This window comes from Sphingopyxis sp. FD7 (assembly GCF_003609835.1).
Classification (GTDB): Bacteria; Pseudomonadota; Alphaproteobacteria; order Sphingomonadales; family Sphingomonadaceae; genus Sphingopyxis.
On sequence record NZ_AP017898.1, the window covers coordinates 1,829,859 to 1,845,716 of the forward strand.

Sequence of the window (15,858 nt, forward strand, 5' to 3'; positions counted from 1 at the left end):
ATGATCGTCGCGGGAGACGACAAAAGACGACGCTATCGACAAAGCGGCTGGTGGGGCGACCAGAGCTTTGCCGACCTGTTCGCGGCCAATGCGGCGGCGCATCCGGAACGGCTCGCGCTGGTCGATGCGCCGAACCGCGCGGACTTCGCCTTTGGCGCGCCGCAGCGACTGAGCTACGCCGAACTGGCCGCGGAGGTCGACCGACTGGCCGGAGCGCTCGTCGCGGCCGGGATCGGCAAGGACGATGTGTTGCTCGTCCAGCTCCCGAATATCAGCGAATTTGTCGCGCTCTATTTCGCCGCAGCAAAGATTGGCGCGATCGTCAGTCCGGCAGCGGTGCAATATCGCAGCCATGAACTGAAAGGCATGATCGGTGTCGTCGAACCGAAGGCCTTCGTCTGCGCAACGCAGGTCAAGGGTTGCGACCATGTCGGCGTTGCACGGACGTTGCTGGGCGACGTCCGGTTGATGACCTTCGGCCCCGATGCCCCGGCAAATGCGCTCGACCTTTCGACGGCCAGGGACGACCCGCAAGCCCTCGCCGCGCATATCGCCACATACCCCGTCGATGCCGACGACATCTTCACCATCTGCTGGACCTCGGGCACCACCGGCGTGCCCAAGGGCGTGCCGCGCAGCCACAACCACTGGATCGCGGTCGCCGTCGCCGGATATGAGGCAATGAAGGTCGGGCCGGGCGACGTGCTGCTCAACCCCTTTCCGCTCATCAACATGGCGAGCATCGGCGGCATTACAATGTGCTGGCTGACCAGCGCGGGAACGATGGTGCTGCACCATCCCTTCGACCCCGGCGTGTATCTGAAGCAGATCGCGACCGAGCGGCCCAGCCTGACGATCGCCCCGCCCGCGGTGCTCAACATGCTGCTCCAGAATGAGGCTTTGCTCGCGTCGGTCGACCTCTCCAGCCTGCGCGTCATCGCGTCGGGATCGGCGCCGCTCGCGCCCGCGATGGTGCGCGGCTTTCAGGAAAAGCTCGGCATCATCATCGTCAACGTCTTCGGGTCGAACGAGGGGATGAGCTTCATCACCGGAGAGGGCGACATGCCCGATCCCGACAAGCGCGCCAGCCTGTTCCCGCGCCGCGGCCAATATCCGCCGCCCTATGGCACGGGCCGCGCCGCAAACATCGAAAGCCGCCTCGTTTCGCCCGGCGGTGTTGATCCGATCGAGACGGACGGCGTGCCGGGCGAATTGCAGATCCGCGGCCCCAGCCTGTTTGAAGGCTATCATAACGCCCCCGAACAGACCGCCGCCGCCTTCACCGACGACGGCTGGTTCCGCACCGGCGACCTGTTCGAGATTGTCGAAAATGGCGATTTCTATCGTTTCGTCGGACGCTGCAAGGATCTGATAATCCGCGGTGGCGTCAATATATCGCCAGAGGAAATCGACCAGCTGCTCGGCGGTCATCCGTTGCTCGCCGAGGCCTGCGTCTTTTCGCTCCCCGACCCGACGATGGGCGAGCGGATCGGACTGGCTTATGTCCCGCGCGGCGCCGAAGATGTCAGCCTGTCCGACGTGACCGACTATCTGCGCGAAAAGGATCTCGCGGTGTTCAAACTGCCCGAACGCCTGTTTCGCTTCGACGCGCTGCCGCGCAACGTCACGGGCAAGGTGATGCGCAGCGAAGTGCGCGAAGCGGCGCTCGCCATGGCTGATATGGCTTTGGATCACCCCTCCCCTGAAGGGGAGAGACTTTATGACAAACAATAAGGAAGCCTGACATGGCGAAAGACGTGTTCATCCTCGGCGGCGCACAGACCGACTTTGCGCGCAATATGGAGCGCGAGGGCCGCGGGCTGTTCGAATTGTTCCGCGACGTTGCCGAGACGGCGTTCGCCGCGACGGACATCGAGCCCAAGGAAGTCGAAACCGCGCATGTCGGCAATTTCGTCGGCGAGCTGTTCGCGGGGCAAGGCCAGCTCGGCGGTTTCTTCGGCCACGTCCACCCCGACCTCGCGGGCATTCCGGCATCGCGCCACGAAGCCGCCTGCGCCTCGGGCAGCATCGCGATCCTTGCCGCCGCGGCCGAGATCGAGGCCGAGCGCTATGGGCTCGCGCTGGTGCTTGGCATCGAGCTGATGCGCAACGTCCCAGGCCAGCGCGCCGCCGAATATCTCGGCGCCGCCGCCTGGGCAGGTCGCGAAGCGCAGGAGGCGCGCTACCTCTGGCCCTGGATGTTCGCGCGCGTTGCCGAGGAATATGAGGAACGTTTCGGACTCGACCGCGCGCATCTGCGCGGCATCTCCGCCAACAATTTCGCCAATGCCAAGAAGAATCCCTATTCGCAGACGCGCGGCTGGGCGATCACCGACGAGCATCTCGGCGAGAATGACGAGGTCAATCCGCTGATCGAGGGGAGCCTGCGCAAATCCGATTGCGGGCAGGTCACCGACGGCGCCGCGGCGATTTTCCTCGCGTCGCGCGAAGTTGCCGAAAGTTACGCGCAGCGTCGCGGGATTTCGATCGACAGCATTCCGCGCATCAAGGGCTGGGGTCATGCCACCGCCCCCCTGCTCTATTCGACCAAGGTCGCCGAGAGCAGAGGTCAAGACTTTGTTTTTCCAAGCGTTCGCAAGGCAATGATGGATGCGCTGCGCCGCGCCGAGATGCCCGACATCTATGCGTGCGACGGGGTCGAGGTGCATGATTGCTTCTCGATCACCGAATATATGGCGATCGACCATTTCGGGATCACCAGACCGGGTGAAAGCTGGCGCGCCATCGAGGACGGGACGATTGCGCTCGGCGGGAAGCTGCCGGTCAACCCGTCCGGGGGGCTGATCGGGCTGGGGCATCCGGTGGGCGCCACCGGGGTACGGATGCTGCTCGACAGCTGGCGGCAAGTCACCGGGAACGCAGGCGATTACCAGGTCGCAGGGGCACGCAACTTCGCCACCTTCAACGTCGGCGGCAGCGCGACCACGGCGGTCAGCTTCGTCGTCGGCATCTGATGTGACCGACGTATTTCTCTATGACGCCGTGCGCACGCCGCGCGGCAAGGCGCGGCCCGACGGCGGCCTCGCCGGACTGACCCCGCAGGAATTGGTGCGCCAGCAGGCGGCGGCGCTCGCAGCGCGATGCGGTGAGGCCGCAGCAAACCCCGACGCGCTGATCCTCGGCTGCGTGACACAGACCGGCGCGCAGGGCGGGCATATCGCGCTCGTCGCAAAGCTCCACGCCGGCCTACCCGACACCACCGCGGCGCACAGCCTCAACAATTATTGCGCTTCGGGGCTTTCGGCGATCGGCCAGGCCGTAGCAAAGATCGCAAGCGGCGAGATCGAGGTGGCGCTTGCGGGGGGCGTCGAATCGATGAGTGCGGTGCCCTTTTTGAGCGATCGCGCGGGCTTCTACATCAATGACGAACTGCCACCACGCGCGCGCTTCGTGCCGCCGGTGCTCGGCGCCGACCGGCTCGCGCGCGCCGAAGGCATCACGCGCGCCGATCTCGACGCTGTTGCCCTCGCCTCGCAGCGCAAGGCGGCAACGGCCGAAGGCGACGCGGCGTTTCAAAAATCGCGGATAACGACCGGCGCGCTGGCGGGTGAGGAATGTATCCGGCCGCAGACGAGCGCCGAATCGCTCGCGGCCATGCCCGCGGCCTTCGGCGACTTGCAGGCGCAATATGCCGGTGCGCTGGAAGGTGAGTCCTTCGCCCCGCTGCACAGCATGGCCCACGCACCGCCAATCTGCGACGGCGCGGGGCTGGCGCTCGTCGGCGCCGCCGGGCTTGTCCCCCCGCCCCGCGCGCGCATCGTCGCCTTTGCTGAAAGCGGCGGCGATCCCGTGGCGTCACTCACCGCCGGCTTTGCCGCGATGGACAAGGTGCTGGCGCGCGCCGGGCTGACACTCGACGACATGGATCGCATCGAGTTTATGGAAGCGTTCGCCGTGACGATCGCCCAGTTCCTGCGCGACCGCGACGCCGATCCGGCGCGCGTCAATGTATCGGGCGGACATCTGGCCAAGGGTCACCCGATGGGCGCGAGCGGCGCAATCCTGGCCTCGACCCTCCTCGACGCGCTCGATGCGTGCGCGGGCCGATACGGGCTGGTTGTGCTGACCGGCGCGATGGGAGTTGGCGCGGCGATGGTGGTGGAGCGGGTGGAAAGCTGATCTGGACGCTGTTTCGTCATCCCGGCGAAGGTCGGGATGACGAAAAGAAGATGGGCCGCGCAGCCAGAAGGCCGGGACTGCCCCACAACAATTCTCGATTGCACCCGCGCCGCATTCCGCTAAGGGCGGCGCGTGCGGGGCTTGCCCCGCGCATGATCGCGCCGGTGCCCGAAAGGGCTTAATAGGGAACGCGGTGGGCGCGCCGGAAGGCGCACCGCAACCGAGGCTGTCCCTGCAACTGTAAGCGGCGAGCGCGATGCACCGTTCGGGCCCAAGGCCCGGACAGCCACTGGGGCAACTCGGGAAGGCGTGCATCAAGCCCTGACCCGCGAGCCAGGAGACCTGCCGGCGTGGGTCGCTCACTGCCATGGTCCAGGGAAAGGCCGCGGCACGGAGACATCCGTCGAGCGACGACCAAGCGGCTGGAGCCGCTTCGATACCGGCGTCGCGGGACTTTACGCCGCTTGCGACAAAGGCATCGGTCGATCGCAGCCGCGTTTCGACAGGCTCCGCCTTCGTTGCCGGCGTGCGGGAGTCTCCCATGTTGAAATATTCGAGCATTTCTCTTTTCGCCCTTGTCGCCGCGACACCGGTCGCGGCGCAGGAAAACTCCGGTTCGGACGACATCGTCGTTACGGCTTCGGGCATCGAGCAATCACGCGACGAGGTCGGCCAGGCGATCACCGTGATCGACGCCGACACGATCGAAACGCGCCAGACGATCGACATCGTCGACCTGCTCGCGACGACGCCCGGCATTCGCTTCAACCGCACCGGCACCACCGGCTCGGTGACCGGCGTGTCGATCCGCGGCGCCGAAACAACGCAGACGCTGGTTCTCATCGACGGAGTCAAGGTCAACGATCCCAGCGGCATCGGCGACGGTTATGATTTCGGCCATCTGCTGACCGGCAATATCCGCCGTATCGAAGTGCTGCGCGGATCGAACTCGGTCGTGCATGGCAGCCAGGCGATCGGCGGCGTGGTCAACCTGATGACCGCGACACCCGCCGGGGGCTTTGCCGCCGGGGCGTCGGCCGAATATGGCTATAGCGACACCGTGAATGCAAAGGCCGATGTATCGGGCACGGCGGGGTCGGTCTCGGGCGGTGTCGGCGCGGCTTATTTCCGCACCGACGGCATTTCGTCGGCGGCGGTCGGCACCGAGCGCGACGGATATGAAAATATCGCGGCCAATGCGCGGCTGAAAATTGCGTTCAGCGATGCGCTGAGCCTTGATCTGCGCGGCTATTACATCAACGCCGACCTCGATTATGACAGCTTTTTCGGCGCGCCCGCCGACAGCGCCGACGTCGCCAAGCTCGACCAATATGTCGGCTATGCCGGGCTCAACCTCGGCCTCTTCGACGGCCGCTTCACCAGCCGCGCCGCAGTGACGTGGATGCGCAACGAGCGCGACTATTTCTTCGTCCGCGGCACCGCCCCCGACTATGGCTATAAGGGCACCAACCTGCGCTTTGAATATCAGGGGGTCGTGACGCCGGTGGAAACCGCGAAGCTGGTGTTCGGTTACGAGCATGAGCGCCCCGATTATGATTTCTTCGGCTTTGGTTCGGCCGCCAGCCAGCGCGCCAATATCGACAGCGTCTATGCACTGGGCATCGTCCAGCCGGTCACCGGCCTGTCGCTGTCGGGCGGCGTGCGCCACGACGATCACAGCCAGTTCGGCGGCGCGACGACCCTTGGCGCCAACGCCAATTATTCGCCCAACGGCGGCGTCACCAATGTCCGCCTGAGCTATGGCGAAGGGTTCAAGGCGCCGTCGCTCTATCAGCTCTACGACAGCTTCAGCGGCAATGCCGCGCTGCGCCCCGAACGGTCGAAAAGCTATGACGTCGGCATCGACCAGAGCCTCGCCGACGGCCGCGCGCTGGTTTCGCTCACCGCTTTCCTGCGCAACACGACCGACCAGATCAACTTTGACAATTCGACCTTCACTTATGGCAATATCGACCGCACGCGCGCCAAGGGGGTCGAGGCGACGCTGGCGCTGAAACCCGTCGATGCGCTGAACGTCGTCGCCTCATACAGCTATATCGACGCCCGCGACCGTTCGGGGCGGCCCGCCTTCGACGGCAAGCGGCTGCCGCGCCGCGCCGCCCATGCGATCAGCCTGTCGGCCGATTATGACTGGTCGTTCGGCCTGTCGACCGGCGCGACGATCACGATGGTCGGCGACAGTTTCGACAATGCGGCGAACACGGTGCGGCTCGACGGCTATGTGATCGCCGGGGTGCGCGCGTCCTTTGCGGTCACCGAGCGGATCGAAGTCTATGGCCGCGTCGATAATCTGTTCGACGCCGATTATGCGACCGCATTCAACTATGGCACCTATGGCCGCACCGCCTATGGCGGGGTGCGAGCGCGGTTCTGACGGCGCGGCGGGAGGTGAGCATGGTCGGGATGGCGGCATGAGGACGGTGAAGCCGCTGCTGATCGGCGCGGCGCTGCTCGGCATCGCGGGGGCGCTGTCGGCGGCGCCGACAGACCGGAGCCTCCTGCGCCGGGACGGCACGCCGCAGCGCATCCTGTCGCTGAACCTTTGCACCGACCAGCTGCTGCTCGCGCTCGCCGACCGGGGCCGGATCGCGGGGCTGACGCACAATGCGACCGACCCCGGCCTGTCGGCGGTGCCCGCGCTCGCGCGCGGCCTGCCGCTGCACCGGGGTTCGGCCGAACAACTCCTCGCGACCAACCCCGATCTCGTCGTTGGAATGCCCGCTCGCGGCAGCGCCGCCCTCGCGGCGCTGCCCGATGCGCGCTATCCGGTGCTCGACGTGGCGTCCGCCAACAGCCTCGAGGACATTTATCGCGCGATCCGTCAGGTTGGGGCTGCGGTCGGCCATGGCGAACGCGGTGGCGCGCTGATTGCCGACATGCAGCGCGAAATCGCCGCGCTGCCGCGTCGCGGCCGCGGGCGCGTCGCGGCCTATTATCAACGCCGCGGCTATATGACCGGCACCGGCACGCTGGTCGACGACCTGATGACCCGCGCGGGCCTCGTCAATCTGGCGGCAAAGCTCGGCAAGCCGCCGCTCGCGCAGATCAGCCTGGAGGAAATGGTCGCCGCCGACCCCGACTTCCTGATCGTCGAAAGCGCGACCGACACGGTGACCGATCAGGGGAGCGAAATGCTGCACCATCCCGCGCTCGACCATATTCCGCGGATCAGCATTCCGCAGGCGTGGACCGTGTGCGGCGGTCCCGCCTATGCGCGCGCCGCGCGCAGCATCGCGGCGCAGATCGCGCAGCACGACGGTGGCGGCGACGTATGAGCCGCTTCATCCTCCCCCGCTGGTCGCTGATGGCCGGCCTCGCGACGCTCACCGTCGCGGCGGCCGTCGCGTCGCTGCTCCTCGGCCCGGTCGAGCTGTCGCCCGGCCGCCTCTTTGCCGCGGCGACGGGCGGCGGCGACCGCATCGCGGCGATCATCCTGTTCGAGCTGCGTCTGCCGCGCACCCTGCTTGCCCTGGCCATCGGCGCGATGCTGGGGCTCGCGGGCGCGGCGTTGCAGGGTTATTTGCGCAATCCGCTCGCCGAACCCTCGGTGCTGGGCACGTCGAACGCCGCGGCGCTCGGCGGCGTCGCCGCGCTCTATTTCGGGCTGGCCGAGCTGCATCCGGCGATGCTGCCGCTGCTCGCCACCGGCGGCGCACTCGCCTCGCTCGCGCTGCTCGTCGTGCTGGCAGGCAAAGCCGAAAGTCCGCTGACCCTGATCCTTGCGGGCATCGCCGTCGGCGCGCTCGCGGTCGCGGGGACCAGCCTCGCGCTCAACCTGTCGCCCAATCCCTTTGCGGCGATGGAGATCATGACCTGGCTGCTCGGCAGCCTCGAAAATCGTGCTTTCGGCCATCTGTGGATCGCGCTTCCCTGTATCGCGGTCGGCATGGCGATGCTGCTGTGGAACGGCCGCGCGCTCGATGCGCTGTCGCTGGGCGAGGATGCGGCGCAGGCCTTGGGCACCGACCTTCGGCGTACGCGCGCGCGGCTGCTGCTCGGCACCGCGATCGGCGTCGGCGGGGCGGTCGCGGTGTCGGGCGCGATCGGCTTTGTCGGGCTGATCGTCCCGCACCTCGTCCGCCCGTTCACCGACCGCAGCCCGTCGGCAATCCTGCTCCCTTCGGCGATCGGCGGCGCGGCGCTGCTGACGCTCGCCGACATCGGCGTGCGCGTCATCCCGGCGACCAACGAGCTCAAGCTCGGCGTCGTCACCGCTTTCCTCGGCGTGCCGGCTTTCCTTGTCCACCTGATACGGGAGCGGCGGCTGTGGTGACCCTCGCGCTCGATCGGATCAGCGTCGCGCTTGGCCGCCGTGCCGTGCTGCACGACGTCAGCGCCACCTTTGCTCCCGGCACGCTGACCGCCATCGTCGGCCCGAACGGCGCGGGCAAGTCGACGCTGGTGCGGGCGCTGCTGGGCCTTGTTTCCGTGAGCGGATCGGTGCGGGTCGATGACGTCGAGGCCGCCGCGATGCCGCGCGCCGAACGGGCCCGCCGCATCGCCTATGTTCCGCAAGGACAACTTCTGCACTGGCCACTCACCGTCGAGCGGCTTGTCGGGCTCGGCCGCCTGCCGCACCTTGCCCCGATGTCGCGGATCGGCGCGACCGACCTTGCGGCGATCGAACGCGCGATGGCACGCGCCGACGTGCTGCACCTGCGCGACCGGATCGCGACGGAATTGTCGGGGGGCGAGCGCGCGCGGGCGATGTTCGCGCGCGCGCTGGCGGTCGAGGCGGCGGCGCTGATCGCCGATGAGCCGCTCGCCAGCCTCGACCCCGGACACCAGATCGACGTCATGGACCTGCTGCGCGCCGAGGCGGCGGCGGGCGGTACGGTGATCGCGGTGCTGCACGACCTCACCATGGCGGCGCGCTACTGCGACCGGCTGCTGCTGATCGACGGCGGGCGGGTCGTTGCCGACGGCACGCCGGTCGACGTGCTGACGGTGGAGCGGCTGCGCTCTGTCTATGGCATCGACGCGCGCATCGAAAAGGGCGGCGCCTGGCCCGCCATCACCACGCTCGGTCGCGCGCGTCCGAGCGCCTGATGCTCATCGCGCCGGACGCCGGGCCGCGCATCACCCCGGCATATATTGCGGCCAGAAGCCGGGGTCGGGCTCGACCTGTTCGACGACGTCGATCATGACGCCCGCCGGATCGCGCGTCATGAAACGATGCTGTCCCCATGGCTCGCGCGTCAGCGGATAGTCGATCGGCGCGCCCGACGCCGTCAGCCGGTCGTGCATGGCCGCGACATCGCCAACCTCGATCGTCAGGATCATGCCGCGGCCCTCGAAAAGCTCCGGTCCTGGCGGGTTCGACGGATGGTCGGGAGTCATGAAGGCCAGCGTCGCGCCGCGCGCGCCTTCCTCGCCCTCACCGACCAGATAGAGAAACCAGTCGGCCTCGAACGCGACCGCAAAGCCAAAGTGGGTGACATAGAAATCGCGCACTGCCGCCAGCCTGGCCGTCGTAATCAGGGGGTAAAGGTCGCGCACCTTCATATGTCATGTCCGATCCCGGCCGATGGATTTATGGATGCCCGGCCGGTTCGTGCGACCCAGGGCAGACCGGGGAGACGAGGGAGTGGGGAACCGGCCGGACATCCGTTGGCTGTTTAACGGGCGTCGGGGCGCTGGCTCAACTACCTGGCGCGTAATCAAGGTCGCGTGGGACGCGCCCTCAATATCCCGCCTCGACCGCGAGCCGGATCGCATCGGCGGTCGTATCCAGCCCGAGCGAGCGGAGCAGCGCCGAGCGATGCATCTTGATCGTGCGTTCGGACAGGCCCAGCTTCCACGCGATCTGCTTGTTGAGCAAGCCCTCGGCCATCAGCAGCAGCACTTCGCGCTGGCGCTGCGACAGCGCGGCAATGCGCGCGCGCGCCGCATCGCGCCGGTCGCCGGCGCGGTCGTCGCCGCGCTCGACCTCCATCTGCGAGCCGAGGAAATATTCAAGCTCCCCATCGGGGCCGAACAGTGGTGCGACCAGCACCGCGTTGCGAAAGGGCGTGCCGTCCTTCTTGTAGTTCAATATCTCGACCAGCGCCGCGCGGCGGTCGCGGATCGCGCGGCGCAGTTCGGCGCTGAGTTCGGCCTCGGTGTTGGGGCCGGTCAGAAAGCGGCAATTGCGGCCGATGATCTCGTCGCGCCGGTATCCGGTGAGCGCGGCAAAGGCGTCGTTGCATTCGACGATGGGATTGTCGGGAAGATGGGGATTGCTGATTACCGCCGCGATGGGGCTGGTCGCGATCATCGCCTTTAACGTCATTCCGCCTTGACCTCACTCCTGCCACTGTAACCGACCTGCCCGATGGTGCATCTTGTTGCAAGGCGCGTGCGCCGGGCAAATCACGCCGATGCTACCGATGAAGACGTTGCGCGCGCCAGCGCGTTCCACGCGTCCCCCATCCCCCTTGCCGCGCCGCCCCGCGCGGCCGCCTGCCCGGAGCGCGCGATAATGCGCGCCGCGATCGTGGGCGCCGGAATCGCCGGACTGGCGTGCGCCGACGCGCTGCGCGCGGCCGGAGCAAAGGTGATTTTGTTCGACAAGGCACGGGGTATCGGCGGGCGGATGTCGACGCGGCGCGCGACAACCCCGCGCGGCGAGATCGCCTTTGACCATGGCGCGACCCATTTCACGGCGCGCTCGACCGACTTTCGCGCGCGCGTCGCACGGTGGCAGGCCGACGGATGCGCGCGCGCCTGGCCCGACGCCGGGCAGGATGCGTGGATCGGCATCCCAACAATGAACGCGCCGTTGAAACATATGGCGCAAGGCCATGATGTCAGGCTGGGCGCCGCGGTCACCGCCTTGTCGCGCACCGACGCCGGATGGTTCCTGCATCGCGAAAGACGGCGCAGCGGCCCGTTCGACATCGCCGTGGTGGCGATTCCGGGCGAGCAGGCGGCGCCACTGCTCTCGCTCCACGATTTCGGCATGGCGCGCGCCGCAATGGCCGCGCATTCGCGCCCGATATGGAGCGCGATGTTCGCCTTTGGCCAGCCGCTCGGCACAACATCGGCCTTTATCCGGGGCGCCGCGCCGGTCGTCTGTGCAGTGCGCGGCAACGCACGCCCGCAGCGCGCGGCGGCCGAACATTGGGTGGTTCAGGCCGACTGGAACTGGAGCGAGGCGCATCTCGCGGACGATCCGGCGGTCGTCTGCGACCTGTTGCTGTCCGAACTCGGTGCGCTCATCGGCGAACCGCCGCCCGAACCCTGTTTCGCCGCGGCGCAGCGCTGGATGTTCGGCCAGCCGTCCGGGAGCGAGCTTGGCCATCTGTGGAACGATGCGATCGGCCTCGGCGCGTGCGGCGACTGGTTGACGCACGGCTTTGTCGAACATGCGTGGCGCAGCGGTCACGACCTCGGTGCGGCGATCGTCGCCGCGCGCGCGCTGGCGGGCGTCGAACGGTGACGGCGTCGTTGCTCTGGCTGCGCCAGGATCTGCGCGTCCACGACCACCCCGCCCTGCTCGCGGCGATCGCCAATGGCGCGGTGGTTCCGGTCTTCATCCTCGACGACGAAACGCCGGGATCGTGGAAGATGGGCGCGGCGCAGCGCTGGTGGTTGCACCACAGCCTGCGCGCGCTCGACGCGAGCCTTTCCAGGCGCGGCAGCCGACTGATCCTGCGGCGCGGCGCGGCGCATGAGGAACTGGCGCGGCTTGCCCGCGATACCGGCAGTCAGCGCATTCACGCCACCCATGCCTATGAACCGTGGTGGAAGGAAAGCGAAGAGCGCCTGCCCGCCAGCATCGAACTGGTGCTGCACAACGGCAACTATCTCGCCGCGCCGGACCGGATCGTCAACGGCCAGGGCGCGCGCTATCGCGTCTTCACCCCATGGTATCGCCGCCTGCTCGAACATATGCCGCCCGCGCTCCCTCGCGCGGCGCCCCACACTGTTCCCGCGCCGGACCGCTGGCCGTGCTCGGACGATCTGGCCGATTGGGGCTTGCTGCCGACGCGCCCCGATTGGGCGACCGGATTCCGCGCCTGGCGTCCCGGCGAAAAGGGCGCATGGCGCACCGCACGCGACTGGCTGGACGCGATCGGCGACTATAAGGCGCGGCGCGACTTTCCCGCGCAGCCAGCGACCTCGCGCCTGTCGCCGCACCTGCATTTCGGGGAAATCTCGCCCCGCGCGCTGTGGCATGCGATCGGCGAGCGCGACGATGCGGGGGCGGAATCCTTTCGTTCCGAACTGGGCTGGCGCGAGCATGGAATCAATCTGATCGATCAGATGCCCGATTATGCCGACCGCAACGGACGCGACCTGTTCGACGGGTTCGCCTGGCGGACGGGCGCCGAAGCCGATCGCGACTTTGCCGCCTGGACGCGCGGCCGAACCGGCTACCCCGTGGTCGACGCCGGAATGCGCGAACTGTGGCAGACGGGGTGGATGCACAACCGGGTGCGGATGGTCACCGCCTCCTTCCTCGTCAAACATCTGCTGATCGACTGGCGACGCGGCGAACGCTGGTTCTGGGATACGCTGCTCGATGCCGATCTGGGCTCCAACGCGATGAACTGGCAATATGTCGCGGGCACCGGGGTCGATGCGCCGGTCTTTTCGCGGATCATGTCGCCGACGCTGCAATGCGAACGGTTTGCGATGGCCGATTATGTCCGCGCCTTCGTCCCCGAGATTGCGCATTTGTCCGATGCCGAAATCGCGGCCAGCCATGGCCGGGACAGCGGCGCGCCGGGCTATCCCGGGCCGCTGATCGGCCATGAAGCGGCGCGCGCACGGGCGCTCGCCGCGTGGGAAGCGGCACGAAGCTGACATACCGCCCAAAGGACAGGTCGCGGCATCCGCCCGCACGCCCTAGCATTCATCCTGCCCCATCCCCCGGGGCGCGACATTTGGAAGGATGTACGATGGCTATTTCCCGTATCGCGCTCGCGCTCGCCGCGACCACCATGATGGCCGGTGGCGGCGCAGCCCTCGCCAGGAACCCGATGGTCGGCGGCGCGGCGATGTATGAAACCAAGAATATCGTCGAAAATGCCGCCAATTCAAAGGATCACACCACGCTGGTCGCCGCGGTGAAGGCCGCGGGGCTGGTCGACACCCTTGCCTCGCCCGGCCCGTTCACCGTGTTCGCGCCAACCAACGACGCCTTTGCCAAGCTGCCCGCCGGCACGGTCGACACGCTGCTGAAACCCGAAAGCAAGGCGGCGCTGACCGGCGTTCTGACCTATCATGTCGTGCCGGGCCGCCTGACCGCCGCCGACATCGCCGCGCAAGCCAGGGCGAACGGCGGCAAGGCGGTGCTGACCACCGTTCAGGGCGCGACGATCACCGTCTGGGAAAAGGACGGCGCCTGGTATGTCACCGACGCCAAGGGCGGCAAGGCGAAGATCGGCCCCGCCGACGTCATCCAGTCGAATGGCGTGATCCATGTGATCGACGCCGTGCTGCTGCCCGCCTGACGTCTGGAACCGCCGCGGTCGCCTGGCCGCGGCGGATCTGGCGCCGACGCCCGGACCTATTTGGCAAACAGCTGGCGAACGTCGCGGAATGATTTGAATTCGAGCGCGTTGCCCGATGGATCGAGGAAAAACATCGTCGATTGTTCGCCCGGCTCGTCGGCGAAACGGACGGTGGGCTCGATCACGAATTCGACGTTCGCGGCCACGAGTCGGTCGGCGAGCGCGCGCCAGTCGGCGGGCGGCAGCACGACCCCGAAATGCGGGACCGGCACCGCATGGGCGTCGACCGAATTATGGCCGATGATCGCTTCTCGTCTGACCGCGACCCGATGTGCGACGATTTGATGGCCATATAGATCGAAGTCGATCCAGTCGGTGTCGCTGCGCCCTTCCGCACAGCCGATAATCGTGCCGTAAAAATGGCGCGCCGCGTCCAGATCGTGCACAGGAAATGCGATATGAAAGGGCGAAAGCTCGGTCATTTCGATGGCTCTGCATGCCTCGATGGTATCGAGTCAAGTCGGAGCGTGCGCGTCAGGCCTTGGCCATCGCAAGTTCGCCACGCGCCTGGCGGAACACGTCGATGCTGCCCCAGATCGCGAGCGCGGCCATGATCGCCGCCACCGCCAGGTCGGGCCAGCTCCGCCCGGTGCCGAACACGCCCAGCGCGGCGCCCATCACCGCCAGATTGCCGATCGCGTCGTTGCGCGAACAGATCCACACCGAGCGCATGTTCGCATCGCCCGCGCGATAGCGATAGAGCAGCAGCGCCACCGCGACATTGACCGCCAGCGCCAGCGCGCCGATGATGCCCATGGTTTCGGCATGGGGCGCGGTTCCCGCGACGAAGCCCCAGATCGCCGATCCGAACACCCACAGGCCGAAGACCAGCATCGTCGCCGCCTTGAACAGGGCGGCGCGCGCGCGCCACGCCAGCGCCATGCCCGCGACGCCCAGGCTGATCGCATAATTGGCGCTGTCGCCCAGGAAATCGAGCGCATCGGCCTGAAGCGCGCGCGAATCGGCGGCGACGCCCGCGACGATCTCGACCCCGAACATCGCCGCGTTGACGATCAGCGCGATCCACAGCACGCGCCGCCAGCGCGGATCATCGAGGGCGGTCGTCCCGCTTTTGCCTGCACAGCATGGATCGGCCATCGCCAAAGCCTCCTTGGTTATTCGAGTCGGCACCCTATATGCACCCTGTAGCAACTACAGGGTCAAGCGATGAAAATCGGCGAGCTGTCGCGTGCCACGGGCACCAATATCGAGACCATCCGCTATTATGAGCGCATCGGCCTGCTGCCCCCGCCAGCGCGCACCGCGGCCAATTACCGCAGCTATGGCGAGGCGCACCGCGCGCGGCTGAGCTTTGTGCGCCATTCGCGCGAGCTGGGCTTCACGATCGAGGAGATCCGCTCGCTGCTCGACCTGTCGGACGATCCCGCGCGCGATTGCGGCGAGGCCGACCGCATCGCGACCGCGCATCTGGCACAGGTCGAAGCGAAAATTGCGCAGCTCGCGCGGCTGCGCGACGAACTGGCGCGCATCGTCGGCCGTTGCCGCGGCGGCGCCGCCGCCGACTGCCGCGTGATCGAGGCGCTGGGCGATCATCGCCACTGCGAAAGCGCGCACTGATACGGCTACGAAGCCGACTTCAATGCGCTCCGCTCATCTCATTATGCGCCGCGCTGACCAAAAAGGCGCTGCGGGACAGTTTGCGCCGCTTGGCGGCGGCATCGATTGCCGCGAGCGTCGCGGCATCGACGGTGAAGTTCACCCGTACGGTCCGGCCGCCTGAACGCACGAAGGGCACGGCCATCAGCATGGCCCCCTGATCATCCTCCGGCAGGCCGGCTCGAATATCGGTCATATCGCTGGCCGGAAAGGCCTCGACGTCCTCGCCATCCAGAAACAATTCCAGCGCCTCGATCGCATTGCGTTCGAGTTCGGCCAGGCTTTCCCCGGCCGAAAAACAGCCCGGAAGATCGGGAAAGGCGATGCCATAGCTGCTGTCCGCATCCTTGTGAACGACACCGATATAGTGGGTCATTGCATCTTCCTTCAAATCCATCCCGCCATTTTGGCGATCGCACGAGCGGTGCCGACAGGCAGGTCTTTCCTCGGATGCGGGACGATGATCGTGACCGCGCCCTTTCGATATTTATGGTGCGAGCCGCGTGTGGCCACGAGGGTATATCCCTCACTCTCCAACCGCCGGACAATCTTCCTGCTGTCGCGCTCCATATGTATAATA

17 protein-coding genes and 1 riboswitch are annotated in these 15,858 nt (G+C 67.2%); of the genes, 11 read left to right on the forward strand and 6 right to left on the reverse strand.

Annotated features, from left to right (window positions below; genetic code table 11):
- The 7 genes from SPYCA_RS08550 to SPYCA_RS08580 all read left to right on the forward strand — a co-directional run bounded on the left by SPYCA_RS08550 (position 1) and on the right by SPYCA_RS08580 (position 9,210).
- Positions 1–1,734, forward strand: a complete 1,734-nt coding sequence (locus SPYCA_RS08550; RefSeq protein WP_120219800.1) for a class I adenylate-forming enzyme family protein — start codon at positions 1–3, stop codon at positions 1,732–1,734.
- Positions 1,735–1,745: 11 nt separating this feature from the next.
- Positions 1,746–2,975 (forward strand): acetyl-CoA acetyltransferase, encoded by a 1,230-nt coding sequence (locus tag SPYCA_RS08555; RefSeq protein ID WP_120219801.1) that lies wholly within the window; start codon positions 1,746–1,748, stop codon positions 2,973–2,975.
- 1 nt (position 2,976) lies between these two features.
- On the forward strand, positions 2,977–4,140 hold the full coding sequence (locus SPYCA_RS08560) for an acetyl-CoA C-acyltransferase (RefSeq protein WP_120219802.1): 1,164 nt from the start codon (positions 2,977–2,979) through the stop codon (positions 4,138–4,140).
- Between the two features lie 146 nt (positions 4,141–4,286).
- A riboswitch (cobalamin riboswitch) is annotated at positions 4,287–4,504 on the forward strand.
- 177 nt (positions 4,505–4,681) lie between these two features.
- Positions 4,682–6,535: a TonB-dependent receptor plug domain-containing protein gene (locus SPYCA_RS08565; RefSeq protein WP_120219803.1), complete on the forward strand. Its 1,854-nt coding sequence runs from the start codon at positions 4,682–4,684 to the stop codon at positions 6,533–6,535.
- 37 nt (positions 6,536–6,572) lie between these two features.
- Positions 6,573–7,436, forward strand: coding sequence for an ABC transporter substrate-binding protein (locus SPYCA_RS08570; protein WP_120219804.1), 864 nt, complete (start codon positions 6,573–6,575; stop codon positions 7,434–7,436).
- Complete coding sequence (locus SPYCA_RS08575) at positions 7,433–8,434, forward strand: FecCD family ABC transporter permease (RefSeq protein ID WP_120219805.1); 1,002 nt, start codon at positions 7,433–7,435, stop codon at positions 8,432–8,434. The genes SPYCA_RS08570 and SPYCA_RS08575 overlap by 4 nt, the downstream gene beginning before the upstream one ends.
- On the forward strand, positions 8,428–9,210 hold the full coding sequence (locus SPYCA_RS08580; protein ID WP_120219806.1) for an ABC transporter ATP-binding protein: 783 nt from the start codon (positions 8,428–8,430) through the stop codon (positions 9,208–9,210). Before SPYCA_RS08575 ends, SPYCA_RS08580 begins: the two co-directional genes overlap by 7 nt.
- Positions 9,211–9,240: 30 nt before the next feature.
- Here SPYCA_RS08580 and SPYCA_RS08585 read toward each other — a convergent pair whose 3' ends face one another.
- Positions 9,241–9,666, reverse strand: a complete 426-nt coding sequence (locus SPYCA_RS08585; RefSeq protein WP_120219807.1) for a VOC family protein — start codon at positions 9,664–9,666, stop codon at positions 9,241–9,243.
- Positions 9,667–9,844: 178 nt separating this feature from the next.
- Entirely contained in the window at positions 9,845–10,432 is a 588-nt protein-coding gene (locus tag SPYCA_RS08590; protein WP_172595019.1) for a PAS domain-containing protein, read from the reverse strand.
- Between the two features lie 189 nt (positions 10,433–10,621).
- Here SPYCA_RS08590 and SPYCA_RS08595 point away from each other — a divergent pair, with 189 nt between their 5' ends.
- From SPYCA_RS08595 to SPYCA_RS08605, 3 genes are all read left to right on the forward strand, one after another.
- Complete coding sequence (locus SPYCA_RS08595) at positions 10,622–11,581, forward strand: NAD(P)/FAD-dependent oxidoreductase (protein WP_232003617.1); 960 nt, start codon at positions 10,622–10,624, stop codon at positions 11,579–11,581.
- Complete coding sequence (locus SPYCA_RS08600) at positions 11,578–12,951, forward strand: cryptochrome/photolyase family protein (protein WP_120219809.1); 1,374 nt, start codon at positions 11,578–11,580, stop codon at positions 12,949–12,951. The genes SPYCA_RS08595 and SPYCA_RS08600 overlap by 4 nt, the downstream gene beginning before the upstream one ends.
- A gap of 95 nt (positions 12,952–13,046) precedes the next feature.
- Positions 13,047–13,601 carry a fasciclin domain-containing protein gene (locus tag SPYCA_RS08605; protein WP_172595020.1) on the forward strand — a complete coding sequence of 185 codons (555 nt, stop codon included), beginning with the start codon at positions 13,047–13,049 and terminating at the stop codon, positions 13,599–13,601.
- A 56-nt stretch (positions 13,602–13,657) separates the two neighbouring features.
- On the opposite strand, the gene SPYCA_RS08610 is transcribed toward SPYCA_RS08605, so the two are convergent.
- On the reverse strand, positions 13,658–14,083 hold the full coding sequence (locus SPYCA_RS08610; protein ID WP_120219810.1) for a VOC family protein: 426 nt from the start codon (positions 14,081–14,083) through the stop codon (positions 13,658–13,660).
- Between the two features lie 52 nt (positions 14,084–14,135).
- Positions 14,136–14,759 carry a cation transporter gene (locus SPYCA_RS08615; RefSeq protein WP_120219811.1) on the reverse strand — a complete coding sequence of 208 codons (624 nt, stop codon included), beginning with the start codon at positions 14,757–14,759 and terminating at the stop codon, positions 14,136–14,138.
- Between the two features lie 69 nt (positions 14,760–14,828).
- Between SPYCA_RS08615 and SPYCA_RS08620 the strand changes: the two genes are divergently transcribed.
- Positions 14,829–15,239, forward strand: a complete 411-nt coding sequence (locus SPYCA_RS08620) for a MerR family transcriptional regulator (RefSeq protein ID WP_120219812.1) — start codon at positions 14,829–14,831, stop codon at positions 15,237–15,239.
- 19 nt (positions 15,240–15,258) lie between these two features.
- On the opposite strand, the gene SPYCA_RS08625 is transcribed toward SPYCA_RS08620, so the two are convergent.
- Positions 15,259–15,654, reverse strand: coding sequence for a type II toxin-antitoxin system HicB family antitoxin (locus SPYCA_RS08625; protein WP_120219813.1), 396 nt, complete (start codon positions 15,652–15,654; stop codon positions 15,259–15,261).
- A gap of 11 nt (positions 15,655–15,665) precedes the next feature.
- Positions 15,666–15,848, reverse strand: a complete 183-nt coding sequence (locus SPYCA_RS08630; protein ID WP_172595021.1) for a type II toxin-antitoxin system HicA family toxin — start codon at positions 15,846–15,848, stop codon at positions 15,666–15,668.
- Positions 15,849–15,858: the final 10 nt, after the last annotated feature.

Coding starts and splice junctions, on each gene's coding strand:
- SPYCA_RS08550 (WP_120219800.1), top strand. CDS start 1: ATGATCGTCGCGGGAGACGACAAAAGACGACGCTATCGACAAAGCGGC.
- SPYCA_RS08555 (WP_120219801.1), top strand. CDS start 1,746: ATGGCGAAAGACGTGTTCATCCTCGGCGGCGCACAGACCGACTTTGCG.
- SPYCA_RS08565 (WP_120219803.1), top strand. CDS start 4,682: ATGTTGAAATATTCGAGCATTTCTCTTTTCGCCCTTGTCGCCGCGACA.
- SPYCA_RS08570 (WP_120219804.1), top strand. CDS start 6,573: ATGAGGACGGTGAAGCCGCTGCTGATCGGCGCGGCGCTGCTCGGCATC.
- SPYCA_RS08575 (WP_120219805.1), top strand. CDS start 7,433: ATGAGCCGCTTCATCCTCCCCCGCTGGTCGCTGATGGCCGGCCTCGCG.
- SPYCA_RS08585 (WP_120219807.1), bottom strand. CDS start 9,666: ATGAAGGTGCGCGACCTTTACCCCCTGATTACGACGGCCAGGCTGGCG.
- SPYCA_RS08590 (WP_172595019.1), bottom strand. CDS start 10,432: ATGACGTTAAAGGCGATGATCGCGACCAGCCCCATCGCGGCGGTAATC.
- SPYCA_RS08595 (WP_232003617.1), top strand. CDS start 10,622: ATGCGCGCCGCGATCGTGGGCGCCGGAATCGCCGGACTGGCGTGCGCC.
- SPYCA_RS08605 (WP_172595020.1), top strand. CDS start 13,047: ATGGCTATTTCCCGTATCGCGCTCGCGCTCGCCGCGACCACCATGATG.
- SPYCA_RS08610 (WP_120219810.1), bottom strand. CDS start 14,083: ATGACCGAGCTTTCGCCCTTTCATATCGCATTTCCTGTGCACGATCTG.
- SPYCA_RS08615 (WP_120219811.1), bottom strand. CDS start 14,759: ATGGCCGATCCATGCTGTGCAGGCAAAAGCGGGACGACCGCCCTCGAT.
- SPYCA_RS08620 (WP_120219812.1), top strand. CDS start 14,829: ATGAAAATCGGCGAGCTGTCGCGTGCCACGGGCACCAATATCGAGACC.
- SPYCA_RS08625 (WP_120219813.1), bottom strand. CDS start 15,654: ATGACCCACTATATCGGTGTCGTTCACAAGGATGCGGACAGCAGCTAT.
- SPYCA_RS08630 (WP_172595021.1), bottom strand. CDS start 15,848: ATGGAGCGCGACAGCAGGAAGATTGTCCGGCGGTTGGAGAGTGAGGGA.